The organism is Microcoleus sp. FACHB-672 (genome assembly GCF_014695725.1).
Classification (GTDB): Bacteria; Cyanobacteriota; Cyanobacteriia; order Cyanobacteriales; family Oscillatoriaceae; genus FACHB-68.
In genome coordinates this window covers 376,071-401,064 of record NZ_JACJOU010000015.1, presented here as the reverse complement: position 1 = coordinate 401,064, position 24,994 = coordinate 376,071, and the positions used below count along the sequence as shown (strand labels likewise).

26 protein-coding genes are annotated in these 24,994 nt (G+C 46.7%); 12 read left to right on the top strand and 14 right to left on the bottom strand.

Going from position 1 to position 24,994, the window contains the following annotated elements:
* Window positions 1–252: 252 nt before the first annotated feature.
* The 6 genes from H6F56_RS11470 to H6F56_RS11445 all read left to right on the top strand — a co-directional run bounded on the left by H6F56_RS11470 (window position 253) and on the right by H6F56_RS11445 (window position 5,324).
* On the top strand, window positions 253–1,443 hold the full coding sequence (locus H6F56_RS11470; RefSeq protein WP_242031955.1) for a DUF58 domain-containing protein: 1,191 nt from the start codon (window positions 253–255) through the stop codon (window positions 1,441–1,443).
* A gap of 154 nt (window positions 1,444–1,597) precedes the next feature.
* Entirely contained in the window at window positions 1,598–1,966 is a 369-nt protein-coding gene (locus tag H6F56_RS11465; protein WP_190667914.1) for a ferredoxin-thioredoxin reductase catalytic domain-containing protein, read from the top strand.
* Window positions 1,963–2,376, top strand: coding sequence for a DUF309 domain-containing protein (locus H6F56_RS11460; RefSeq protein WP_190667912.1), 414 nt, complete (start codon window positions 1,963–1,965; stop codon window positions 2,374–2,376). Before H6F56_RS11465 ends, H6F56_RS11460 begins: the two co-directional genes overlap by 4 nt.
* A gap of 261 nt (window positions 2,377–2,637) precedes the next feature.
* Window positions 2,638–3,111, top strand: a complete 474-nt coding sequence (locus tag H6F56_RS11455) for an LptA/OstA family protein (protein WP_190667910.1) — start codon at window positions 2,638–2,640, stop codon at window positions 3,109–3,111.
* 82 nt (window positions 3,112–3,193) lie between these two features.
* Complete coding sequence (lptB, locus tag H6F56_RS11450; protein WP_190667908.1) at window positions 3,194–3,922, top strand: LPS export ABC transporter ATP-binding protein; 729 nt, start codon at window positions 3,194–3,196, stop codon at window positions 3,920–3,922.
* Between the two features lie 226 nt (window positions 3,923–4,148).
* Window positions 4,149–5,324 (top strand): LptF/LptG family permease, encoded by a 1,176-nt coding sequence (locus H6F56_RS11445; RefSeq protein WP_190667906.1) that lies wholly within the window; start codon window positions 4,149–4,151, stop codon window positions 5,322–5,324.
* Window positions 5,325–5,475: 151 nt separating this feature from the next.
* Here the strand turns inward: H6F56_RS11445 and H6F56_RS26840 are convergent, their stop codons facing one another.
* A complete protein-coding gene (locus tag H6F56_RS26840; RefSeq protein ID WP_255513707.1) occupies window positions 5,476–5,607 on the bottom strand; it encodes a hypothetical protein in 132 nt (43 codons plus the stop codon).
* Window positions 5,608–5,620: 13 nt separating this feature from the next.
* Here H6F56_RS26840 and H6F56_RS11440 point away from each other — a divergent pair, with 13 nt between their 5' ends.
* Window positions 5,621–5,767 (top strand): hypothetical protein, encoded by a 147-nt coding sequence (locus H6F56_RS11440; protein ID WP_190667904.1) that lies wholly within the window; start codon window positions 5,621–5,623, stop codon window positions 5,765–5,767.
* Window positions 5,742–7,223, top strand: coding sequence for a hypothetical protein (locus tag H6F56_RS11435; protein WP_190667902.1), 1,482 nt, complete (start codon window positions 5,742–5,744; stop codon window positions 7,221–7,223). The genes H6F56_RS11440 and H6F56_RS11435 overlap by 26 nt, the downstream gene beginning before the upstream one ends.
* A 123-nt stretch (window positions 7,224–7,346) precedes the next feature.
* Here H6F56_RS11435 and H6F56_RS11430 read toward each other — a convergent pair whose 3' ends face one another.
* The gene (locus tag H6F56_RS11430; RefSeq protein WP_190667901.1) at window positions 7,347–8,768 is read right to left on the bottom strand and encodes an NADP-dependent isocitrate dehydrogenase; all 1,422 of its coding nucleotides are present in this window, start codon (window positions 8,766–8,768) and stop codon (window positions 7,347–7,349) included.
* A 292-nt stretch (window positions 8,769–9,060) separates the two neighbouring features.
* On the opposite strand from H6F56_RS11430, the gene H6F56_RS11425 reads away from it, so the two are divergent.
* Together H6F56_RS11425 and H6F56_RS11420 are read left to right on the top strand one after the other, a co-directional pair.
* The gene (locus tag H6F56_RS11425; RefSeq protein WP_190667900.1) at window positions 9,061–9,540 is read left to right on the top strand and encodes a hypothetical protein; all 480 of its coding nucleotides are present in this window, start codon (window positions 9,061–9,063) and stop codon (window positions 9,538–9,540) included.
* 10 nt (window positions 9,541–9,550) lie between these two features.
* Entirely contained in the window at window positions 9,551–10,432 is an 882-nt protein-coding gene (locus H6F56_RS11420; protein ID WP_190667899.1) for a 3'(2'),5'-bisphosphate nucleotidase CysQ family protein, read from the top strand.
* A gap of 10 nt (window positions 10,433–10,442) precedes the next feature.
* On the opposite strand, the gene H6F56_RS11415 is transcribed toward H6F56_RS11420, so the two are convergent.
* From H6F56_RS11415 to H6F56_RS11395, 5 genes are read right to left on the bottom strand one after another with little or no spacing between them, the layout of a single operon-like run.
* Window positions 10,443–11,090 carry a class I SAM-dependent methyltransferase gene (locus tag H6F56_RS11415; RefSeq protein ID WP_190667898.1) on the bottom strand — a complete coding sequence of 216 codons (648 nt, stop codon included), beginning with the start codon at window positions 11,088–11,090 and terminating at the stop codon, window positions 10,443–10,445.
* A gap of 15 nt (window positions 11,091–11,105) precedes the next feature.
* Entirely contained in the window at window positions 11,106–12,530 is a 1,425-nt protein-coding gene (locus H6F56_RS11410) for a DUF2142 domain-containing protein (RefSeq protein ID WP_190667897.1), read from the bottom strand.
* A gap of 27 nt (window positions 12,531–12,557) precedes the next feature.
* Complete coding sequence (locus tag H6F56_RS11405; RefSeq protein ID WP_190667896.1) at window positions 12,558–13,523, bottom strand: glycosyltransferase family 2 protein; 966 nt, start codon at window positions 13,521–13,523, stop codon at window positions 12,558–12,560.
* 9 nt (window positions 13,524–13,532) lie between these two features.
* Window positions 13,533–14,201 (bottom strand): class I SAM-dependent methyltransferase, encoded by a 669-nt coding sequence (locus tag H6F56_RS11400; RefSeq protein WP_190667895.1) that lies wholly within the window; start codon window positions 14,199–14,201, stop codon window positions 13,533–13,535.
* 47 nt (window positions 14,202–14,248) lie between these two features.
* Window positions 14,249–15,316 (bottom strand): metallophosphoesterase, encoded by a 1,068-nt coding sequence (locus H6F56_RS11395; RefSeq protein ID WP_190667893.1) that lies wholly within the window; start codon window positions 15,314–15,316, stop codon window positions 14,249–14,251.
* Between the two features lie 393 nt (window positions 15,317–15,709).
* On the opposite strand from H6F56_RS11395, the gene H6F56_RS11390 reads away from it, so the two are divergent.
* Window positions 15,710–17,050 (top strand): cytochrome P450, encoded by a 1,341-nt coding sequence (locus tag H6F56_RS11390; protein ID WP_190667891.1) that lies wholly within the window; start codon window positions 15,710–15,712, stop codon window positions 17,048–17,050.
* A 138-nt stretch (window positions 17,051–17,188) separates the two neighbouring features.
* On the opposite strand, the gene H6F56_RS11385 is transcribed toward H6F56_RS11390, so the two are convergent.
* Window positions 17,189–17,545: a 4a-hydroxytetrahydrobiopterin dehydratase gene (locus H6F56_RS11385; RefSeq protein ID WP_190667889.1), complete on the bottom strand. Its 357-nt coding sequence runs from the start codon at window positions 17,543–17,545 to the stop codon at window positions 17,189–17,191.
* A 470-nt stretch (window positions 17,546–18,015) separates the two neighbouring features.
* Here H6F56_RS11385 and H6F56_RS11380 point away from each other — a divergent pair, with 470 nt between their 5' ends.
* Window positions 18,016–18,258 carry a hypothetical protein gene (locus tag H6F56_RS11380; protein WP_190667888.1) on the top strand — a complete coding sequence of 81 codons (243 nt, stop codon included), beginning with the start codon at window positions 18,016–18,018 and terminating at the stop codon, window positions 18,256–18,258.
* 198 nt (window positions 18,259–18,456) lie between these two features.
* Here the strand turns inward: H6F56_RS11380 and acs are convergent, their stop codons facing one another.
* The 6 genes from acs to H6F56_RS11350 form a co-directional block, all read right to left on the bottom strand.
* Entirely contained in the window at window positions 18,457–20,427 is a 1,971-nt protein-coding gene (gene acs, locus H6F56_RS11375) for an acetate--CoA ligase (RefSeq protein ID WP_190667886.1), read from the bottom strand.
* A gap of 334 nt (window positions 20,428–20,761) precedes the next feature.
* Window positions 20,762–21,028 carry a TIGR02450 family Trp-rich protein gene (locus tag H6F56_RS11370; protein WP_190667884.1) on the bottom strand — a complete coding sequence of 89 codons (267 nt, stop codon included), beginning with the start codon at window positions 21,026–21,028 and terminating at the stop codon, window positions 20,762–20,764.
* A 150-nt stretch (window positions 21,029–21,178) separates the two neighbouring features.
* Window positions 21,179–21,388, bottom strand: coding sequence for a hypothetical protein (locus tag H6F56_RS11365; protein ID WP_190667882.1), 210 nt, complete (start codon window positions 21,386–21,388; stop codon window positions 21,179–21,181).
* A 71-nt stretch (window positions 21,389–21,459) separates the two neighbouring features.
* The gene (locus H6F56_RS11360) at window positions 21,460–22,044 is read right to left on the bottom strand and encodes a rhomboid family intramembrane serine protease (RefSeq protein ID WP_190667880.1); all 585 of its coding nucleotides are present in this window, start codon (window positions 22,042–22,044) and stop codon (window positions 21,460–21,462) included.
* 381 nt (window positions 22,045–22,425) lie between these two features.
* Window positions 22,426–22,662 (bottom strand): Nif11-like leader peptide family natural product precursor, encoded by a 237-nt coding sequence (locus H6F56_RS11355; protein WP_190667878.1) that lies wholly within the window; start codon window positions 22,660–22,662, stop codon window positions 22,426–22,428.
* Window positions 22,663–22,930: 268 nt separating this feature from the next.
* Entirely contained in the window at window positions 22,931–24,868 is a 1,938-nt protein-coding gene (locus H6F56_RS11350; RefSeq protein ID WP_190667876.1) for a S9 family peptidase, read from the bottom strand.
* Window positions 24,869–24,994: the final 126 nt, after the last annotated feature.

Genomic DNA, 24,994 nt, shown 5'->3' with positions numbered 1-24,994 from the left:
ATGCTAGTGAGTGTTGCTGAACATCAAAAACACTGCCACAGGTTTCTTGTGATAATTTGCTATCAAATTGCCCTAAAAACAGCGAAGCCAGCAAAGAAATTCATTTCAGGAATCAAGCCAAGGCGCTAAAAAGTTTTCAAATTAAGTTGTTAAATTTTATTTCCCAAGCCGCGACCTCATAGAACCTTAAAAGATTTTTTTTCGACCAAAATCTGTTAACTTGTTGGCCAACTTAGACAAAATAGACTTGCGATGAAAATGTTTTATCAGTTCGCCGAGAGGCTAACCACGCAAATCACCGATTGGTTGGAAACCCACTGGGTAACGCCGGCCTTCGCGGGTTGGCTGCTGGGTGGGCTGGCCCTCTTCTACTTTGCCGCCGGCACTAATACAATGGCTGGGTGGTTGTACGCGATCAGCGGCATCAGTCTTGCCATTTTGGGCATTGCCATGACTTTGCCGATTCGGACGCTGCGCCCGCTGCAAGTTCGCCGTCGTCCGATTGAGCCGGTGAGTGTCGGCGACCAACTGAGCATTGAAATCGAGATAGAAAACCCAACTGAACAAACCAAGACACTGCTGCAAGTCTATGACATTTTCCCTTATGTCTTAGGGCAGCCGAAACCCGTTGCAGTTGAAGCGATCCCTCCCCAAGGCATACATCATTTGGTATACTACCACCCCACCGAACGCCGGGGCGTCTATCGGTGGGATGAGATTCATTTGAGGACGGCAGCCCCGTTAGGGTTATTCTGGTGCCGGCGATCGCGTCAAGCCAAAGCCACGGCGATTGTTTATCCCACCGTGTTTCCTTTAAAGGTTTGCCCACTGGTAGACGAAATGGGCAAAGAAGACAGCGCCTTGCTGTACAGTGATCGCCGGCAGCAATTGGGAACCGAAGGCATTACCCGAACCCTGCGCCCTTACCGATTTGGAGATCCGATTCGTCTGATCCACTGGCGTACCAGTGCCCGTTACGGCGAAATGCGGGTGCGCGAATTAGAAATTTCCACCGGCGGACAGCAAATCGTGATTAGCCTCGACAGCGCCGGCTCGTGGCAGCAGGATGATTTTGAAGCGGCTGTCATTGCAGCGGCATCGTTATACTTTTACGCCAGCCGTGCCGGGTTAAATGCCAGCGTTTGGACCGCTCAAACCGGCCTAATTCAAGGACATCAAGTGGTGTTAGAAACCCTGGCTGCCACAAGTGCCGGTGAAGATCCCCCTCCCAATGGCTTGCCGGAGATGCCCTTAATTTGGTTAACTCAAAATCCTGTAAGTCTAAGCAGCCTTCCCCCTGGCAGCCGATGGCTTTTATGGCCGGCAGCCGCTTCCCTCCCTCAAGAAGAAAACACCATTATCAAGCGGGATCGTCCAGGGATTGAGATCCGCCCAGATCGAGCCTTGGATTTACAACTGCAAGAACCTCTAAGCCGGTTTTAGCCCCAAATTTCCCAGAAGCAGTTTCCTAAAAAACCTTAAATCTGATTAGCCTCTTCAAATCCCTAGTCCCATGCCCCATGCCCCACTTCATACTGCCGGCCTAAGCCGTGCGGTACAATGCAATAAATATAATCTCCTCTTATAGTCAAAGCTAATGACCTCTCCAACAGACACCGACAACAAATCCAGCGATAAAAGCCTAGAAGCAATGGTGCAGTTTTCCCAAACTTACGCCCAGCGCACCGGCACCTACTTCTGTTCAGAACCTTCAGTAACGGCTGTGGTGATCGAAGGATTGGCCAAAAACAAAGATGACCTCGGTTCGCCCCTGTGTCCGTGCCGGCACTACGAAGATAAAGAAGCCGAAGTCGCTGCTGCCTACTGGAACTGTCCTTGCGTGCCGATGCGCGAGCGCAAAGAGTGCCACTGTATGCTATTCCTTACCCCAGAAAATGATTTTGCCGGCCCATCGCAAACAATGACGATTGAACAAGTCAAAGAAATTAGAGAAAGCATGGGATGAGTGAACCGATCCCTGATGAGTTTTGGCAAGGCGTCGAGCAGTTCAACCGGCAAGAATTCTACGCCTGCCACGACACCCTAGAGGCTTTATGGATGGAGGCGTCCGAACCCGAACGCACTTTTTACCAGGGAGTGCTACAAATTGCCGTTGCCCTCTATCATCTGGGCAATCATAACTGGCGCGGAGCCGTAATTTTGCTGGGAGAAGGCATCAGCCGGTTGCGAAAATATCAGCATCCATATTTTGATATAGATGTCAATCGCTTACTCAAGCAAAGTGCCGATCTGTTGAGCGAATTGCAACAAGCAGGGCCAGAAAATGTAGCAGATTTCGCCCTACAGCTGAGTCAAGGAAGTAATTCTTCTTTACAGCGCCCTCAAATTGCCCGATTTCCTGCACCCAACGAATAAGGCCGGTAAGAAAGCCATAACCTCTACTTCTCTACTTCCCCACTCAGGACTCAGGACTCAGGACTCAGCACTTAAGATGCGGAACCCTCACTAAATCTGGCAACGTCAAAATTGTGATAGCTTGGCGAGTGCCAACCACATCTGTAGGGATCTCGATAGAGTCTTCACCGGACACGTTAAACTACCTACAGCAGCCTGTCAGGCGATCCTCAGCCTGAAAGCTAGTTCCGCACCGCTTGTTCCTCCTCAGCCTCACAATCCATGATGTCATTTGCAAAACTGCCTGGTTTACTGATGCTACGCCTCGGATTAACCTTGATGTTGCCGGTGGCGGCTTTATTTGGGAGTATTGCTCCCACCTATCCCCAAACAAACCCAGCAGCAGTGGATAGACCGCTGACGCTGCGATCTGATATTCAAGAAGCTGACGCCAAAACTGGGGTGGTCACAGCGCGTGGGAACGTGCAAATCGATTATCCAGCAAGACAAATTCAAGCTACAGCTGCGCAAGCGCAATATTTCAGCAAAGAACGCCGCATCGTGTTGAGCGGCGATGTTTATGTTTTGCAGGAAGGTAACAGTTTGCGGGGTGAAAACATTGTTTACCTGATTGATGAGGGGCGATTTATCGCACTTCCAAAATCAAACCGGCAAGTCGAATCAATTTATCTGGTTCCAGAAGAAAACGCCGCTGCACCTGGTACTCAAACCGCGCCGGCAACGCCTGAATTTTAATGTCAAATGAGGATAGAGAGAGGGCACAAACCGGCAGAAATCTCCCATCACCCTCTCGCGAATCATCTATCACAAATCCCCAATGAAAATTTGGCTTGAAAATGTTCACAAATCCTATGGCAAGCGCGTCATTGTCAACCGCGTTAACTTGTCAGTGGCGCAAGGCGAAGTTGTAGGATTACTAGGACCCAACGGTGCCGGTAAGACAACAACGTTTTATATTACCACCGGCTTGATCAAACCCAATCAGGGCACCGTTTGGCTAGATGACGTTGATATTACCCACCTGCCGATGCACAAACGGGCAAAGCTTGGCATTGGCTACTTAACTCAAGAAGCCAGTATCTTTCGTCAATTGAGCGTTCGGGAGAATATTTTACTGGTATTAGAGCAAACCGGCGTTCCCCGTCACGAATGGCAGCAGCGTTTAGATTATTTGTTGCGAGAGTTCCGCCTGGAAAAAGTTGCTTACACCGCCGGCATTCAAGTATCTGGCGGAGAACGCCGACGCACCGAACTCGCGAGAGCATTGGCAGCTGGACAAGCCGGGCCAACATTTTTGCTGCTTGATGAACCGTTTGCCGGTGTCGATCCGATCGCTGTGGCAGAAATTCAGCAAATTGTCGCGGGACTGCGAGAGCGCCAAATCGGCATCCTGATTACCGATCACAACGTCCGAGAAACTCTCGCCATTACTGATCGTGCCTACATTATGCGCGATGGCCAAATCTTAGCTGCCGGCAATGCAGAGGAACTCTATAACAATCCCCTCGTTCGACAATACTACTTAGGTGAAAGCTTCCAGCGATAGCCGGCTCATTTTAGATTTTAAAGTGGGGATTTACTGGTAAAATCCATAACTTAATAAACTTTCAATGTTTGATCACTCACTTAAATTATCCAATCACCCTGCCGGTCTTCATAACCAAATTTTTGGCAAAAGTTGAAAATTTTTATAACCCATCTGGGTTTATCTGTGGTTAGAAAACTATTAATTTCTCTCTTTTTCCTCACACCTCAATCCCCAGCCGCAAAACATGAGATTAAGCCTGTCCAAATCCTTCCATTCACTTAGCTGGCTAACTCCTAGAATTTCGGTCATGGATCGCTATATTGTAATGGAGTTATTGCCGCCATTTCTATTTGGAGTGGGAGCTTTTTCGTCCGTAGGGGTAGCCATTGGGTCAATGTTTGACTTGGTGCGGAAGGTAACAGAAGCCGGCTTGCCAATGACGCTGGCGATGAAAATTTTGCTATTAAAGCTTCCTTATTTCGTCGTTCTCGCTTTCCCCATGTCAATGCTGCTAGCATCCTTACTGACCTACAGCCGGCTATCGAGTGACAGCGAGCTAATTGCCCTACGCAGCTGCGGCATCAGTATTTACCGATTGATCACACCGGCTCTGGTGCTGAGTGTTTTCGTTACAGCGATGACCTTTTTTTTTAATGAACTTATTGTGCCGGCTGCCAATTATGAAGCGTCTATTACCTTAGAGCGAGCGTTGAAACAAGATACAAAAGTATTTCAAGAGAAAAATATTATTTATCCAGAATTTAGTCAAGTCAAGCAAGCAAATGGCAAAAAACAAGAAGTTCTTACGCGCTTATTTTATGCAGAAGAATTTGATGGTCAAAAAATGAAAGGCTTGACAATTTTAGATCGGTCACAGGAGAACATTAATCAGATTTTAGTCTCAGAATCAGCAAGTTGGAATAACACAACAAATACGTGGAACTTTTTTAATGGCACCATTTATATTGTCGCACCAGACGGTTCGTACCGTAATATTTTAAAATTTGAGGAACAAGAATTAAATCTTTCTCGCGCCCCGTTTGATCTGGCTTCAAAAGACCGGGATTATAACGAGATGAATATTGCAGAGTCCCAAGAGTATTTAAAACTGCTGCAACAGAGCGGAAAAGAAAAGAAAATTCGCAAGCTGATTATCCGCATTCAACAGAAATATTCCCTGCCCTTTGCGTGTGTTGCCTTTGCCCTAGTCGGTGCGGCATTAGGGACTAAACCACAGCGAACCAGCAAAGCCACAGGCTTTGGCGTTAGTGTTTTATTAGTCTTTACTTACTATTTATTGATGTCGATTGGCGATGCGTTGGGGTTGAGCGGGGTGATCTCTCCTGTGATAGCCGGCTGGTTGCCAACCCTGTGCGGCTTTGTGATGGGAGCAGTCTTGTTAGTGCGGGTATCACAATAAGTTTTAGAGAGGCTAAAGAGACAAAACCAAGCTGCTGATGAAGAAAGTTTGTAAGGGTGGATGCAAGTTTAGATAGACGTGATTTAGAATCGTTGGGTAGATAGACTTTAAGAAGGTTGGAAGTTAAAATCCCTTAAAGACAAATTCAAGGCTAGGATGTAATCACACTCAACCTTCCTTTTGGAGACACTTTCCCACCGGCGCTTGTTGTCGCTCTAGCCGGCAGCCAGACAATTGGCATCGGGTGCATCTGGGATTTGCCAAAATATTGGAGTGCGAGCATCTTAGTGCCACAGATGACGACAAGCGGGCAAGATGCCCGTACGATAAGTTTGCAAAAATGGGATGCTCCCATTGGCATCAATGTCAGTGTAAAATTTCTGCCCCTTCCGTGCCAGATCAAACTGCGCTTAACCTATGTCACCTCACAACCAAATGCCTAACTCGATCCGCAACATCAGAGCCAAAATGCGAACCCTATTACGACCGGCTGTTTGGGGACCAGTAGGATTTCTGGTGCTAGTGGGACTGTTAATGTTTGAGTATTTGGCGAACCCAGAGCAATTTGCCGAACTCATTCCAAAGCAAATAGGGGCAGAGGAATCCGACGCAACCGCACTGTCGCCCGAAGAAAAGGCCAGAATCGCTGAGATTGAGCGCTCGTCGGCGCTGCTTAAAGAGTCGAAAGGTGGGGATGCTGCCGGCAAACAGCCAATGTCAGCAAATTCTAAAAGTCTGCTGGAACAAAGCCTTGGGCTGAACCCAAAGACTGGAAAGGAGGAAACCAAATCGGTTGATCCACAGAAAAACCCCAATGCAATCGGGCCAGAAACTGCAAATCTGTTAGCCGGCTCACCCTTAGCAACCGCACCGATTAAAGGCAATTCCTCCCCAGCGCGGTATGACACAGGAATTCCTAGCGCGATGCCATCAGCGGGGCAAATCTATGACACAAGTTTAGGCAACAGCTTGCTAAACGCCACGGGTGGAAGTGGCAACTTGCCTCCTGCCAGCCCCCTGCAATCGGCTTTGGACAGGTACAAGCTCGGCCAAAATTCATCGTCGCTACCTTCCGCGAATAGCGATACCGGCACTGAGACTGAAGCCGCTTTTAACGCAGGATTTACAGGCGTCGCCCAGTCATTTCCCAACAAGCCAGGAGTCACGCCAGCGGGTGGGAGTTTAGATGGATTTAACCCGCCATACCGAGGCCCAAGACCCGGACGAGATCCAGGCCGGCTTAGCCCTATGGGCACAGATGGCATCAATTCTTCGCTGACTCCTACGTTACCGGGACAGATCGCTCCCTCAACGAATTACGGCGCGCCAGACACGACTTTGACGCCAGGGACAGGGGCGAATACAGCCCCCGATAATTCCTACCAGTTTTTAACCGGCTCCCCATCTACCCCCACCGCACCAAACTCCGTAAACCTGGCACCATCGGCACCGACGGTTACACCCAGCAATTTGGGACAACAATCGCCATTACCGACCATCACAGCCCCAGCCCCGTTACCAACCTCCAATAGTCCTGTACAGCCCCAAATTAGGCCAGGTGTTCCCACGAACACCAGCCAGCCGGCTTTCCCCGGTTTTAACGCACCAGGAACACAACCGGGAGTCAGCGGCATTCCCAACAACTACGGGCAGCCGGTTTACCCAGGCTTTAACGCACCTGGGGCGCAACCGCAAGGATTGCCGGCGAGCCAGAATAACTACGGGCAATCACCTTTACCCAGTTTGAATACCCCAAGCACGGGCATCAACCCCGGATCTCCCATTAACTACGGGACGCCAGGACTGCAGCCGGCTCAGCCTAACTCACAACTGAATAATGCAGCACCGGGCGGCATTGGTAACGGTCAAATCAATACGTTCTCAAATCCGACAAGGTGAGGGAATGGGGCATTGGGCAAGGCTTCGCCAACCTAAAGGTATGGGGATTGGGCATTGGATGAAGTCCCACTCTCCCTCTCTTCGCTAGCCTCTAGTCCCATGCCCCATGCCCCATGCCCCTCTTCAAAAGTGTTGAATAATTGCCTCGGCAAACTCAGAACACTTGAGCGGCGGTTCCACCGGCGGTTCCATTAACCGGGCTAAATCGTAAGTGACTTGCCGGTTAGAAATGGCATCCCCCAAACCCTTCTTAATCAGATTGGCGGCTTCTTGCCAGCCCATAAATTCCAGCATCATTACCCCGGATAAAATCACCGAACCGGGATTCACCCGATCTAAACCGGCGTGCTTGGGGGCGGTGCCGTGGGTGGCTTCAAAAATTGCAGATGAATCGCCAATATTTGCACCGGGACCCATACCCAAACCGCCAACAATCGCGGCTGCGGCATCAGATAAGTAATCGCCGTTTAAGTTTAAAGTTGCAAGAATTGAATATTCTGCCGGCCTGGTTTGAATTTGCTGGAAAATACTATCGGCAATGCGATCATTCACCATTACCTTGTCTTTCCATTGCCCATTCCCGTGGGTTTCCCAGATGGAATTGAGGACGGTTTCCACTTCCTGACAAATTTTTGCTTGCTTATCAGGCGTTAGAGCATCAAATCCTGGCTCAATTTCACGGGCGTTGTCTTCGAGGGAAATATCGGGTTTGCGCTCTTTATTGCCTAAGATCCAAGATTCCTGTTCGGTGACACACTCAGCGCGAAACTCGCTGGTAGCAACCTCATAACCCCAATCGCGAAACGCGCCTTCAGTGTACTTCATAATGTTGCCCTTATGAACCAAAGTCACCATTTGCTTGGCTTTGGGCAAGCGCAAGGCGTGCTGGATGGCGCGGCGTACGAGTCGCTGAGAGCCGGTTTTGCTCACCGGCTTGATGCCAATACCGGAGTCGAGGCGAATTTGCTTGCTGCCATGTTCAGGCGTGGCAGGAATCAAATCGTTATTGAGCAAAGCGATTAATTTGTCGCAGATTTCACTGCCTTGCCGCCATTCAATGCCCAGATAAATATCTTCGGTGTTTTCCCGATAAATAATTACATCCAGTTTTTCTGGAGTTTTGTGCGGTGAAGGCGTGCCGGCATAATATTGGCAAGGGCGCACACAAGAATAAAGGTCAAAAATTTGCCGCAGGGCAACATTTAAAGAGCGAATGCCACCGCCAACCGGCGTAGTGAGTGGCCCTTTAATGGCCACGCCGTATTCTTTGATCGCTGTGAGGGTGTCTTGGGGCAGATATTGGTAAGTGCCGTACTTTTCGCAAGCTTCATCACCGGCAAATACCTTAAACCAGTTAATTTGCCGCTTGCCGCCGTAGGCTTTTTCTACAGCAGCATCAAGGACTTTTTGGGATGCCGGCCAAATATCAACGCCGGTACCGTCCCCGCGAATGAAGGGAATGATCGGGTTATCTGGGACAATGGGCTTACCATTTTCAAAGGTGATGCGTTCGCCGGTGGAGGGGGCAGTAATTTTCTCGTACATATCGCAGGCTCGTCACTTCTTCGGTAGAACTAACATCCCATAATTAGCATTGATGGGACGCGCAAAATGCTCATCCTACAACAAAATAGTGCTGAGTCCTGAGTGGGAAAGTGGGTGAGTCCGAGGGTTGCGGAGTTGGAAAGAAAACAACGACATCGGTAATCTTAGTTTAAGAAAGAGTCTGTGGCGAGCTGGAGCGTTCAATGTAAGTTAAGCTTTTTTGCAAATTGTATCCATTTTGGCTGCATCTAATGTTTGCTTTGTGAAGCTTCTCAATCTTAAAATTTTGAATATGGAAAGCACTCACACAAAAAGCGGTTTGAGCCGTACACAACATCTTTGGATCGCCGCCGGCATCTGGACGCTGGTTGGTGCCGGCCTGTTTGTCATGGGTTTGGTGTTTTGGTTCCATTTTCCCTATCTGGGATTTTTAGACACCCGACATCTTCTCGGAGGCGCAGCAGCCCTCACCGTTGGTTTGGTGAAAGGAAAATTGATTCTTGATCGCACTGCCGGCAGGGTAATTGAGCGGGTGGAAACTTTGCAAGAGCCTAACCCGTTTAAAAGCGTGTTTCAAATGTTTGGCGCGAAAACAATTGCCCTGATTTTGGCGATGATGGGCATTGGCATCGTCCTGCGGGTTGCCGGTGTTAGCTTTGAGGTGCGCGGCTTGATTTATATTGCAGTGGGGATTGCCTTGTTGTGGAGTTGTCGCCGGTATTGGGTGGCATCTTTCCAACCGGCATCCCTGGTTATCGGTGAGGATTCCTAGGGTGCCCGATTTGCCCGATCAAAAGAATTTGGATGAGATAGGTCAGATCGCCCGCGCCGTAGGCTGGAGGGCGGCTGAGATCCTGCATTCCTACTCCTACGGCGCAGGGGCTAGCCGGCTTAGCGTTGAGGAGAAAAAAGATGGGCCGGTGACAAGTGCCGATCTGGCAGTTGATCGTTACATCCTGCAACAATTACGCATTGCTTTAGGTTCTCAAGACTTCGGGTTTCTCACGGAGGAGACTCATAAATCTTTGCCGGCAGCCCACAAGTCTATCCCCGTCCCGCAATCTTGGGTGTGGATCATTGACCCGATTGATGGCACCCGCGAGTTTATTAAGCGCACCAGCAATTATGCTGTTCACATCGCCCTCGTTTGTGAAGGCCGACCTGTGGTGGCTGTGGTTGTGTGGCCGACTGAAGGTAAGCTGTACTACGCGCAATTAGGTGCCGGTGCTTTTGTGGAAAATCTGGCGGGATTTCGGACGCCGTTGCAAGTCTCCCCACGGGAACGCCTACAGGAATTAACGATTATCAGCGGCCACAACCACCGAAATGAGCGCTTTAATCAGTTAATGCGCCGCTTACCTTGCAAAAATCAGAGATTCGGCGGCAGTATCGGCTGCAAAATCGCCCAGATTGTTGAACACGAGGCAGATGTTTATATTTCGATTTCTGGTAAAAGTGCGCCGAAGGATTGGGACTTTGCTGCGCCTGAGTTAATTTTGACCGAAGCTGGGGGCCGGTTTACTCACGCGGATGGCACCCCCCTGATGTATAACCAGGGGGATGTTACTCAGTGGGGTTGCCTCATTGCGAGTAATGGTCACTGTCACGAGGATCTGTGCGATCAAGCGCAAAAGGTTATTTCTCAGGCAGAACGTAAAAAATGAGTGTTGATTGCTAAGATTGCCGGCTGGCAATGACGGCATAAAAAGGATCACCCCCACCCATTCCTAACATTTGTAGGAAACTTGGCGCACTTGATTGATGGGCCACAACTTCTGGTTTACTAAATCCTGGGACTGATTGGAAGTAGCTTTTAACCAGTTCAACTCGGTTAGTTTCTGAACCATCTCGCCACGCTTGAATGGCTTTTTGATAAAACATCCGGTTGGAGAAGCTAATAATGGCAATGCCACCGGGTTTAAGGATACGGTAAATTTCGGAAAAGACGGCATCTGGATATTGTAAATACTGTACAGAAACGCAGTTGAGAACGGCGTCAAACTCTTGATCCGGTAAGGGTAATTTGGGCGTTTCGTTCAGGTTTTGCAGGAAGTAATGATCCAGCCGGCGATTTTTGGCGAGTTCGTCCCCATTCATACCATGTCCCTCAACGTGGGCAAATTTCATCTCTTCTGGGAGATGAGAAACCCAGCTACTCATCATGTCGAAGATGCGTGTGTTGGGTTGGAGGCGTTGCCGGTAGAGCTTGGTTAATTGATCGATAAATCCTTCGTCTACGTGGGTGACGAAGCGCGGGACTGAATAAAAGTCGCTATCGCTGGTATCGTCTAATTTTGTGCGCTGAATTGGTTTGAGTACCATGATTGTGAAGAAATGTTACATATAATACCTCTTTAATAATATCGCAGCCGTCAGGGTACAGGAAAATAGAGCATAGCCGGTGAGGGTAGAACTCGGGATTTTTAAATTAATATTGATTTTTTGGTTATAAAATAATAAGAAGAAAAGCGGGGTGAGGGGTATAAAATATCGTCCTTGTACGCCTTCTATAAGGCCGGCACCTACAGGAGTCCAAGCAAGATACATAGCGGTTGTAATCAGTAAGCCGGTTAAAAGTATGATGATTAAAGTTATTGCTTTTTGAAATAATGAGATTTTAACATCGGATCTGTGGCTAACTAAGGCAACTGTGACAAGCAAAATTATATAGGATATTATATGAAAACTAGGCAATGAGGTGTCCAACCAGCCGAGTTTTCCAATTAACTGTTCTAGATAATTTAAGCCATAAGTTGAAAATGTGTTGAGTTGAGTTAAAATAAATTGTGTTGGATGATTTAAAATATAATTTATCTGTTCGCTTAACACGACATTGTCTGTAGCCGGTCTTAGAGGAATATATAAATCTTTGATTAAGGAAGACCAAGCTAGAATTGCTATCAAAGTTAATAAATTTATGCCGGCAAACCCTATAAAATATTTCACGAAACTTCCTAGCTTTTTAATTGGGATGAGAAAATACAATAAATTTAGCGGGAAATAAGCGGTTTTAGATAGTCCAATTAAAATAGAAAGTAAAGCGATACTGAGGATTTTAATAGGTTTTATAGTGGGTGCCGGTTCAAAAGCTATCTGAAAAAAAATAGCTGCCAAAAGAAATGAGGCACCATTTGTAAAAGCATCCGCAGATAGGGAAGCTGCTTGAAATAGTTGCATCGGAGTTAAAGCTAATAAAAATACTAACCATTTATAAATTGGAGTAACTTTAATCGCTAGATAGATAAGTCCCACCCAAACCAATAAGTTTACCGCTCTCCCCAAATAGAATATAATTATGGAAGAAACTCCAAATAATTGCCCAATTGCCATTCCTAAAGCTTGCGGTAAGTAAGGAATAGGGGAGTATAAAGCAGCATTGGGAAAACGTACAAAAATTTTATCCTGACGCTTAAGCGGTAAATTAAGCAAGGAAATAATATCTTGAACTTTTTGCTTGTTTTCTGGTTGAAAACGGAGATCAACTGTTGAGGCTTGTTTCGCGGTTATTAGAACACTTTTTGGCAGCATTCCTCCCACACAAATTGCTGCCGGCGTGTAAACCAGTCTTCCATGACAGTCAACGATTTTTTTTTCTGAGATGAAACCTCCTTGGGATACCTGAAAAGATCGATAAAAATGCTGATACTCATCCGCAGCTTGAAAGGGAGGCGTTATCAGTAAAAATAAAATGCCAAAAATGACACTGATAATAACAAAGGCTTTTTCAGGCGTTTTGACAATCGATTTCCAGTTTTGTCTCATTATAAATTTATATTTTCTACCAACTTTTTATTCTAAGTTTTCCCATATTTTGTGAACCGGCATCTTTGGAACATTTGTCACATCATAGTTAATTGCAGCCAATAAGGATTGAAATCCCAGAATAATCGGGAGAGACGCTAGCATGACTGTACCACTGGTTGCCGGTATTCCTCGTTGAATGCTTAAATACCAATTATATAATCCAAATATTAATCCCAGGCTGATTAAAATGATAGCAACAATCAATTCAACCGAACCAATATTAAAATCTCGTAAAAAGTAATTGTAAAAGATTCGTTTAAAGAAACGATTTAGGTACTTGCAGGGAAAAACTAAGATAACTCTACCAATTTTGAGATGGCTAATTTCTTCACCGTACTTTGCAGCCATCGGCAGATCATAAACTACTGCACGCACGGTATTTAATCGAAATAGCATATCACTTTCAAAGAAATATCTTTTATCTAATTTATGCAGAGGAATCATTTTTAAAACGCTTGTATGAATGGCGGTATAGCCATTCGTCGGGTCCATAATATCCCAATATCCACTGCACATTTTACTGACAAAAGACAGCAAGGCATTTCCGATTAGCCTTAGCTTCGGCATAGATGCCAGTAAATCTAAATCAAAAAATCGATTACCTTTAACATAATCTGCCAGATTGCCGGCAATGGGTTTAATAAACTTAGGAATTAAGGCGGGTTCCATTTGTCCATCGCCATCAATTTTAATAATAATGGTTGCGCCGGCAGCGATTGCTTCTCTATACCCAGAAACAACGGCACCCCCCACGCCTTTATTCGTTTGATGAAAGATAACTTTTACCCGTGAATCTTGACAATAGCTATTAACATAATCGCCTGTTGCCTCTGGACAATTATCATCAATCACATAAATTAAATCCACCTCAGATCCAATTTTATCAATGACTGCCAAAATATGCTTTTTAACGTTAAAGCAGGGAATTACAACAGCAACTTTTTGGAGCATCCTACTTTTTTATAAATTGCTATAATTTTCATCACGCTGCCAAGCGCTTACAAGAAATAGGGGAAATATATTCCAATATAAAGGAACAAAGGTGCGGCGAATTTGTTTAAACCCATGAGATTTCAGATAAGATTCGACTTCGCTGCCGGTGTGATAGTGATCAGCCGGCTTCGTAATTCCAAAAACTTTGCGTAAGCCGGTGTAAATAAAATTTTCGGTTGGCAAGGAAGTAAGCAAGACGCCATCCGGTTTTAACCAACTTCTCAGGACAGATGCCGGCACAGATAAATTCTGAAAATGCTCTAAGACATCAGCAGCAATAATCGCATCAAAAGACGCTTGAGGAATTTTGACAGCCGCTACATCATCTTTAATGATTTTAAGATTATTTAACTGATGCTTTTCAGCAACTTGTCGCGCTTCGATATCTTCTAAATCGAGAAAAAAAACTGTCTTGAACTGACGCGTAAGCGTTGGTAAAAATACTCCACCACCTCCGCCAAAATCCAGACAGGCATCTTTGGAAAGTGAGAGGCGTTGCAAGTGAAAATTAATCATCTTCAATCGCATCCAAAACACTTGCCTCACCGGCCAATATTTAGAGTAATACAGCGTGGGAACCCGATCCGAGTCGGTGGCAATGGTGCGAAGAAAATTTGGTTCAATCTCAACAAACATAAAAGCAATAAGCAACCATTAAGGAAGTTTACCACTGCTGTTCGCCCCTAAGCGGGAAGCAATTCAATGATGACTAATTCTGGCCGGCATAAAAATCTCACCCTCGGTGCAACGCCTCGCTGCATCCCAATTCCCCGCGATACAATTAGGGTGCGATTGCCCGTTAGTTTCGTCACGCCGGCAGCCCAACTTCGCGGTATTTTGGAACGGGTAAACACCGGCCCGAAGAAAGGAAGCCGTACCTGGCCCCCGTGTGTGTGGCCGGCAACCAGCAAATCGGCGTCCACATCACCCAGCGCAAAGTCCGGCGCATGACCTAAAACGATGTGAAAGCGATCGCAAGGCGCAACCTTTAACCGAGGATTTCTGGAAGCAGCCAGTGGTAAGCCGGTGAGGCAAAATTCAGGCAGCACCAGTGTCGTTTTTTCTCGCAATGCCGTCACTGGCAGCCCCTCAAACGCCTGCGGCCAGTTTGTCGGGTCGATAAAACTCTCTGTATCGCCCGCAACCGCATAGGTGCCTAAAGGTGCGCTAAAGTTAATTTGTTGGAGAAAAGAATTAAACTTTTGCCGCAATATTTCCCGACGTTGCTCATCAAATTCCTGCAAATAATCGCCGGCTAAAAGTATTAAATCAGGTTTTTCTGCCATTGTCAAACGTAGCGCTTGCCGTTCATATTCCCCCCACACATCTGTTTGGAAATCAGCGACAAGCGCAACTTTTAAAGGGGTTTTTAGTTTCGGTGTACTCAATTGAACGTGAGACACCTCCAGCCAAGCGGGTTCAATCGCAAAAGCATCGACAGCAATCGTTCCTAAAAATACCGCCCCCACAGCCGCCGCCATTGCCATTTTACGAGACAAAGAACGCAGAATAATCGCCAAGCCGGTGAGGACGATAAACCCGTGCACAAAAATGCCGTAAGCTAACAGTTGCAGGATGCCTAAGCCATATTCTCCCAAAAAGAAAGGTGCAATTACCCCAAATGTTGCTAACGTGAAGAAGCCGGCAATTTGCACCGTTTTAGGCATTTTGCACCGCACAAGCCATAACAGCGCCACATCGCCGGCGGTCATTATCAAGTTGTAAGGAATAGTATGCGTTTCAGGAGCCATATTAGAAACGTGGATACGAAAAACCTGCTACTTAATCAACCATATCCTATGAAGACGCTGATTTCGATAGGTGGAATGCGACAGGTTTTCGATTCAAAACGCTAAGCTATGGAGAGTTTGGATTTGATGTCGGCTTAAAAGCTGAAGAAAATCTAATCAAAAGCAAGTCACAAAAGTAAATTTTATATAATAATTTTAAGTGAGTCGTGATATTAGAATTTATATTTATTAAAAGATATTTTTTATTTTGTGGATTCAAAAAAATGCTTAAGCTTTAAGCTTTACCTGTTGCAAGAGATAAAAATAAAATTTAGAATTTTAAGACAAGCTTTTCAACTTCGATTTATAAAAAATAAATTAAAGTAGTAAGGGTATTATCTAGAAAAATTCACCATGACTCAAGATATCTTCGATTTGCCAGGGCCAGAAGGAAATTCCTTAGTTGGCAACCTTGCAGACTTTGGTCGTAATCCGCTGGAGTTTATGACGGAATGCGTCCAGAAATATGGGGATATTACCCCCCTCCGCTTAGGCTTAGCACCAGCCTGCGTGCTAGCCAACCCTGAATATATTCAGTATGTCCTTAAAGATCGAGAATTATTTGTAAAAAGTCGTGGGTTGAAGGCGTTAAAAACCTTGCTAGGCGAAGGACTTTTAAGCAGTGAGGGAGATTCTTGGTTTCGCCAGCGACGCCTTACTCAACCGATCTTCCACCAAAAGCGAATTGCTGGGTATGGGGAGGTCATGGTTGCTTATACTGAGCGAATGCTTGAAAGCTGGAAAGACGGGGAAACTCGTGATATCCATGCAGACATGATGCGTCTGACTTTAAATATTGTGATGAAAACGATATTTAACAGTGATATCACGGAAGGCGAAGCGAAAGATGTAGCCCATGCCCTTGATGTGGCGATGGATTGGTTTGAAAGTAAGCGGAAACAAGGATTTTTAATTCTGGAATGGTTTCCCCGACCTGAAAATATCCGCTACAGAAATGCGATCCAGCAGCTGGATAAAAATATTTACAACATTATCAATCAGCGCCGTGTTAGCGGAGAAGATCCAGGAGATTTACTCTCAATGTTAATGCAAGCGCAAGATGAAGAAGATGGTAGCAAAATGACCGATAAACAGTTGCGCGATGAAGCGGCAACTTTAATATTAGCTGGGCATGAAACTACCGCCAATACTTTAGCATGGACATGGATGCTTTTATCTCAATATCCTGAAGCGCGAACTAAATTGCAAGAAGAGTTAAGAGAGGTATTAGGAAATCGCGTCCCTACGATGGCTGACTTACCGCGTTTGCGCTACACAGATATGGTGATCAAGGAAGCCATGCGGCTTTATCCAGCAGTGGCGACTATGGCGCGTCAAACGATTAAAGACTGCGAAATTGGCGGCTATCAAGTGCCGGCTGGCTGCGCGATTATCATGAGTCAGTGGGTAATGCACCGGCATCCCCGTTATTTTGAGGATGCAGAAGAATTTAAACCAGAACGCTGGGCCGGCGACCTCGAAAAACAGCTTCCACGGGGAGTATACTTTCCCTTTGGGGATGGCCCTCGAATTTGCATCGGCAAAGGTTTTGCCTTAATGGAAGCAGTTTTATTGCTAGCAACAATTTCCCAGAAATTTGAACTCAACCTTGTGCCAGAACACCCAATTGTTCCCCAGCCATCTATCACTCTACGCCCGGAACACGGCATCAAAGTAACGTTAAAAAACCTTTAATTTAGGCGTAAATTTCCCTATCTACAAACCAAAAGCTTAATATCTTATCCTTGAAAAGCGCAGATAAACACAGAATACTTTTCTATTGGCATTTATCTGCGTTTATCTGCGAAATCTCTGGTTAAAAATCAGAAGGATTCAATTCTTCTGTGTAAATTTGCTCACAATATCATCAGTTCTCGACGCCATAATAAAATCGTTCCGGTGAAGTCCAGAGATAGCATGAGTCCACCAAGTAACCGTAACCTTCCCCCATTCCGTCAGTAATGCTGGGTGATGTCCGACTTCTTCGGCAGCATCCCCAATACTGTTTGTGAACGCTAATGCCGTTTTAAAATCTGGAAAATTGTAGCTGCGTTGCAAGCGCTGTTCTCCTTCTTCCTCCACAATATTCCAATCAGGAATATGGGGTTTGAGTTCAGCAATTTCTTCCTCAGTGGCACGAGGTGCACCGTCATGGCAGGCAGAGCATTTTTCTGTGGTCAGGTTGGTCATCGTTTCGCTTTCCTTTGTTTGTTGAAATAAGTTTAGCTGAAAATTTTTAATTTGAATCAATTGTACTTTAAGAAAGATACTTTAACATAAAACTCTTCAAAGAAATACAAGTGATTTCAAGCCAATTAAAAGGTTAGATTTCGCAAATTTTTAATAATTTGAACAGGATGAATAAGCGTGCCGGCAGCCTCTTCCTTACTCTCCACTTCACCGGCACTCACTCACAAGCAAACACAGCATTTTTGATGCCGCCAACTTTCTGAAAAAAAAGACCGACACTTTTCACCTCCATATTCTCACCGGCATAGCTTTGATCACCCTGTCACCCGCTACATCTCAGCAAAATTGCCTCCCTTGCCGGCAGACTCTGACAAAAATGTGGCAGAATCTCAGTATTTATACTGCTGCAAAATGCCCTGAGCGCCAGCACAATGAAGTGAAGTTGTTATTGCTGCCTTTCACATCTATCTATGGTAAGAAAAACAAGCCGGCTTTTTATTCTTATTGTTACTTGTAGTGCAGTTGGCGTCGTCCTCGGCGGAACTGCCAGCCAAGCTGAAATCAATCAGTGTCAAAATGCTACCTCTGTTACCAACGAGTGCCTAACTCAAGATCCCTTCAGCAAAACCCTTGAAGGCATGAGCGTTGGCTTATTGGCAGGCGCAGGCGCAGCCTTCGGCGCAACTTTCCAGATTAAGCAAAAACAGAATTAAAGTTCAGGCCGGTTCACAGAACCACTGCATCATTAATTTAATCATAACAACTCAGTCGGGTCGTACTACATCGTGCGTCCCTATTGTGCTGAAACCCGAGACACCGGCATTCACCGAATCCAGAACTTTTGCTTTTTGACCTCAGTTTTGAATCACGGCAAGTCAAATCAAAACCAAGGCCAAAAATCTTAACCTGGATTAATTGCCTTCGCGAAGCTTATCCAACACACCCCGATCTTCCAGAGTCGAAGTATCACCAGCAACCTCCTCACCGGCAGCCAGATTTCGCAACAGCCGGCGCATAATCTTACCGGAACGCGTCTTCGGCAAAGCATCCGTAAACCGGATTTCTCCTGGACGAGCGATCGCCCCAATTTCACTGACAACGTGCTGCTTCAACGCTTTATTCAACTCGTCGCTGGGGCTAGCCGTTCCTTCCAAAGTGACAAACGCCACAATATCTTCGCCTTTAATGTCATCCGGTTTACCTACAACCGCCGCCTCTGCAACCGACGGGTGAGACACCAGTGCGGATTCAATCTCCATCGTACCCAGCCGGTGGCCGGCAACGTTAATTACATCATCCACACGTCCCATCACCCAGAAATAACCGTCCTCATCACGACGCGCCCCATCGCCGGCAAAGTAGGTGTAATGGCCATCTTTGGGGGGAATATGCTCCCAGTAAGTACGACGGAACCGATCATCATCGCCGTAGACGGTTCGCATCATACCGGGCCAGGGGTATTTTACCGCCAGATATCCCCCTTGGTTAACCCCAACCGAGTTGCCGTCCAAATCCACAACATCCGCCAGAATTCCAGGGAACGGTAACGTTGCGGAACCAGGTTTGGAGGGAATTGCACCAGGCAGGGGGGTAATCATAATCCCGCCGGTTTCCGTCTGCCACCAAGTATCGACAATTGGGCAACGTTCACCACCAATTACTCGGTGATACCACATCCAAGCTTCCGGGTTAATCGGTTCACCCACAGTTCCCAACAAGCGCAGGGAAGATAGGTTGCGGGCGTTGGGCAGGTGTTCACCCATTTTGATGAAAGCCCGAATCGCAGTGGGGGCGGTGTAGAAGACGTTGACGCCGTATTTTTCAATGATGTCCCACATACAGCCAGGGTTGGAGGCGCGGGGCGCACCTTCGTACATCAAGGTTGTGGCACCGTTGGACAGTGGGCCATAGACGATGTAGCTGTGGCCGGTGATCCAGCCGACATCAGCGGTACACCAGTAAACATCGGTATCTTTGAGGTCAAAGATCCATTGGGTTGTCATGTGGGTGTAGAGGTTGTAACCGGCAGTCGTATGCACCACGCCTTTGGGTTTGCCGGTGCTGCCGCTGGTGTAGAGGACGAACAGCATATCCTCACTATCCATCGGTTCTGCGGGGCAATCTGCGGATGCGCCGGCTTGCAACTCATGCCACCAGTGATCGCGCCCGGATTCCATCTGGATTTCTTGGCCGGTGCGCTTGACAACTAGGACATTGTTAATACTAGGAACTGCGTTATTCGCCAAAGCTTTATCGACTTGAGCTTTAAGGGGAACCGCCGCATCCTTGCGCCAGCCACCATCGGCGGTAATCACCAGCTTTGCTTGCCCGTCGATCAGGCGATCACGCAACGCTTCCGCGCTAAAGCCGCCAAAGACAACCGTATGCGGTGCACCAATGCGAGCACAAGCCAGCATTGCGATTGCTGCTTCTGGAATCATCGGCATATAAATCCCGACGAGATCGCCTTTTTGCACACCTAACTGTTTCAGAACGTTTGCCATCTGGCAGACTTCCCGGTGCAGTTGTGCGTAGGTGAGGGTGCGCGAGTCTCCGGGTTCGCCTTCCCAAATCAGGGCAGCTTTATTTTTGCGCCAAGTGGTGAGGTGGCGATCCAGGCAGTTGTAGGAAATATTCGTTTTGCCGCCGGTGAACCACTTGGCAAACGGCGGCTGCCAATCCAGCACGGTGTCCCACTTTTGGAACCAGTGCAATTCTTGTTCGGCTAATTCCGCCCAGAATTTCTGGGGGTCAGCTTTGGCGCGTTCATATAGCTGTTGATACTCTTCCAGACTCTTGATGTGAGCGTTCTGGGAGAATTCAGCAGCGGGAGGGAATAGGCGTTTTTCTTGAAGGATTGATTCTATGCTGGATTCTGACATCGTTGTTTTTTGTCGCGGTTACTCTTTTAAACTATTTTTGCCGCAGATTGGTACAAAAGAATCTTGAGTTTTTTTAAAACTTCGCGGCAATTTACGCTCGTAGTCAAGCGCGGCTTTGAGTATCCATCTTGCACTCTCGTCGTTGAGCCGGTTGGAGTCGCTTTTAAATTTTTGTTTTTATCTTAAATGTTAGTGATTTAAAATATTATTTTAAATTCAATTAATTATAATTTCGTATTAGCGTTTTGTCCGCCAGATGTATTCTTAGGTAGCAAGATGCTCCTGATTAAGATTATTTTGTGGAGTTAGCTTATTTTTTTTATAACCTATCTTTTTACTCTACATGAAAGCCTATCTCTTCTTCAATTTCACCCATTTCTTTTAAAGATTGCCAGCCCGGTTGCCACTGAGAACGATCTTTTAAGATTTTGGAGTTAATCCAAAACCGGACATCTGGATCGCAAGAAGCAACCATTTCGGCAAATACCCACTCGCCTTGTTTTTTTCGATTAGCAACTTGGAAATGCCGCCAACCCCACATTTTTTGCTGGGCTGTCCATTTGGAACCGACTAGGTAAGGAAATTTTTGTTTTTTAGGCATGGTTTTTAATTAATTTTAAAGTTTACAAGGATTGGGCGCTAAAGTTTAGAAATATTAATTAAAACCACAGATTAACACAGATAAAACCGAATTATGCAGTTATGGAGAGGCAGATAAAGACGCGATAGGCGCGTCTCTACCGGCACTCTTTTAATTAACTGAATCTTTTGGGCGAGATTGCGTGAGCTTTGCTTTCTCTGCTTCAGTCAGGGGTTTGGGGCTGTTGAAACAGGGGGTTTCTTCGTCCGGTTCAGTTATTTCGGTTTCTTCGATTTTTTCTTGCCAATCCACTAATTGCTGAAAAATCGATTCGTTAATTTGAAACACGACTTCATCTTCTGGCATAAATCCTCCAGTCATTACTGTACTTTAGAATATTAACTACACCCGCTTGGCAGTTGTTTACAGAAAAATTGCTGCCGGCAAATTGCCTATACGTGTTGCTTGCGCCGCGCCAACATCCGTGCAGCTAATGCACCGCCTAAAAATCCAAACAAGTGCCCTTCCCAAGAAATTCCAACTTGTGCCGGCAATACACCCCAGATCAAGCCTCCGTAAAAAAAGCCGACAATTAATGACAGGAAAATGGAGGGAATGTTACGTTCAAAAAAGCCGCGCAGTAGCAGAAAACCCAGATAGCCAAAAATTACAGCGCTTGCGCCAATGTGAACCCCTGGCGATCCAAATAGCCAAACACCTAAACCACTGACAACCATTGTTACCGCGCTAACTGCAAAAAAGTCGCTGGTTTCTTGCAGCATCACCAACCAGCCAAGCGTCAGAAAGGGGATGGTGTTTGCCATCAAATGAACTAAATTCCCGTGAAGGAAGGGCGCGAATAGGATGCCGCGCAGCCCGAATACTCGGCGCGGTACAATCCCATAAGAATTTAATGCTCCTCTGAACACAAATAGATCCACAAGTTCCAAAATCCAGATGAGGGCGATAAACCCACCTAAGATCGTGGCTTGGGTTTTCAATTCACGGGCAATTGATTTTGTGTCATCCCTGCTCATGTCGTTGCCTCTGGGGTAGCCTGTCTCTTCTGCTTCCAGCGTAGCAACATCAGCGAGGACTAGGGTGAAGTTCAGCCGGCATGATGTCAGTTGGGTTGAGAAACTCTACGGCTCAAATGCTTGCCGTTGTTGAGTTTCGCGTTACTCTACCTAACCAACCCATCTGTCGCCTTCTTTTCTGAAATTGGGATGAGTTTTCTGCTCACCAAACCCGCCCCAAGCACAACCGACTTCTAGAGCGCCAGCCAATGACTTGGTATTGACAAAAGCAACATCGTGTCAACTCTATCATCAACTCGCTCAGGGCAAAAGATTCGGTTACGAAATTATTGCCGATTCGGATAAATTGCTCCCCGAATGCTTTGCCCTCTAAGATTTAGATTATTCAATCCAATTAATGTGACGCAGCCAGTTCCAAATGCCGGTTTTCCTTCTGAGGGTAACGCCTTCACTGTGTTCTTTAACAACATCCTTCAACTCGTCAGTTGTAAAGCTATAACCCAACTCTTCGGCAGCTTTTACAAATTCTTGCGGGTTATTGACTGATTTAAAATTTTCTTGAACCTCGGTATTACGAGCAGCAACTGATAAAAATTGGGTAGCACTTTGTTTAGACATTGTCAAAATCTCCTTTTGCAGTTGGGTGTTTATTATGCAGGCACAGCTACTTTAGATCTAATTAGCTTGACCAGTGGAATAAATCCACCGCAAGAAAGATTTTAATCGGCCTGCTCAATCTGTCGTAACACAAAACTCCCGAACCCGCAAAAGGCGTAAAAAATGCTTAACAATCCGCTCAATCCGTTTCACCGGCAAAGGTTCGCGCAATTATAAAAATTATTCTGTGCGCGAACATTTTGCCGCTGAAAGACAGAAAAATTCGAGTTCACAAGTTTTCAATCAACACCGGCTCTATATCCTCAGCCGGTTTAAACCCAAAAACCCGGGAATAGAAGTAAAATTCCCCATCAAGCGCACGTTTTATACTCTCAGCGCGACGGAAACCATGTTGTTCACCCTCAAATAACACGTAGGCAACCGGCAACCCTTTGGCTTTTAGCGCCTCCACCATCATCTCGGCTTGGTTTGGCGGAACCACTTTATCTTCCTTTCCCTGGAAAAAAATCACCGGGCAAGAAAGACGATCTGTGTAATGGATGGGAGAACGCTGCTTATAAAGGTCTTGCTGTTCAGGATAAGGGCCAATCAGCCGGTCTAAGTAGCGGGCTTCAAACTTATGAGTGTCCCTTGCCAACACCTCTAAATCGCTAACGCCGTAGTAGCTGGCACCGGCTTTAAAGGTATCGTGAAAAACCAGGGCACACAGGGTTGTATAGCCGCCGGCACTGCCTCCCGCAATGGTTAGCCGATCGCCATCCACCAAACCTTGTTCAGCCAGATAGCGCGCCCCATTGGCACAGTCATCAACATCTACCACGCCCCACATTTTCTCCAGCCGTTGCCGGTATTCCCGTCCATAGCCGGTGCTGCCGCCATAATTGACATCTAAGAAGGCAAACCCGCGACTCGTCCAGTATTGAATTCCCAAATTCAGCCGGCTGCTAGCTGCTGCGGTTGGCCCTCCGTGGCTTTTTACTAGCAGAGGTGGTTTTTTGCCAGCAGGCGCAGTGTAGTCGCAATTTTGGGGTGGATAGAAGAAGGCATAGGCGGTTAACCCGTTCTCTGTGGGGAATTCAATCGTTTGCGGCGTAGACAAGTAACCGCTATCAATTGACATTTCACTGGAACGACGCAACACATCTAGCTCCCCTGTCGCTAAATTTAGCTGAACCACGACGGTAGATTCGGAAGGTGAGCCGGCTAAAATCAACCCACGACCTTTGGCATCAACCAGTAGGGATGAAATTTCCGTGTAGGGCGTTTCAATTTTTTCGAGCTGTTTTGTCTTAGTGTCAAGACTTGCTAGATGCCAGACGCCTTCCTGGGTGTAGGTACAGATGATACGTTCCGCAGAAGCGAAGGTGTAGGTACACATCCCAAACACCCACAGGGGACGCCCAAACTCGGCTGCCATTTCCCACAGGGGTTCGACTTCGCCGGCATTCCAACGGTAAAGATTCCACCAGCCGGTGCGGTCACTTACAAAGTATAAAATGCCATCCGGTGACCACTCAGGCTGAAAAATCGATTCATCCACGCCACCGGCAATTTGTTGACGATCACCCAGGGAACCATCTGCGTTGAGTTGCGCCACCCACAGTTGCGTTCCATCCCACGGCATATTGGGATGATTCCAACTTAGCCAGCACAACTGAGAACCATCTGGACTCAGACGCGGTGAGGCATAAAAATCGTCGCCAGAAACCAGCACTTCACCGCTATCACCGCCGGCAAAAGGAATGCTAACTAAAGTATTTGCCGGCTCATGACTGCTGCCGGTGAAGTCTTCCCGCACGCAGATCAGGCGGTTATGTTGCCGATCAATGGCGGCATCTGCATAGCGCAGATCCACGCCGGCAGGCGTCAGCGGTTGCGGTTCCGAGTCTGAGGTTTGCCGGTAGAGACGCTGATCCGCAAAATTGGAAAAATAAATTGTGCCATTCGCCACGGCAAAGGAACCACCCCCATACTCGTGAACACGGGTGCGAACATTAAAACCGGCTGGCGTGCGATCCGTGATTTCTCCCTGTGGCGTTCGTTGCACTAACACGTTGCGTCCACCTTCTGCCGGTCGCATTTCCACCCAGTAGATATCTTCTCCATCTACGGCGATTGAGCCTAAGCCAATGGTCTCAGAGACAATTAAATCTGAGGTAATGGGCGATTTCCATGAACCGTAAGGGACTATTTGTGGTGCAGCCATTTAAATTCTCCAGTCATGTTGAGTCCTGAGATCCTCAGTGATCCGCGAGTGCCGGCACTCCTAAAAAAGCAGCTTTTGCCTGACTTCCTAACGTAGAAAAAGGAAGTCAGGAACCGCGTTAAAAAA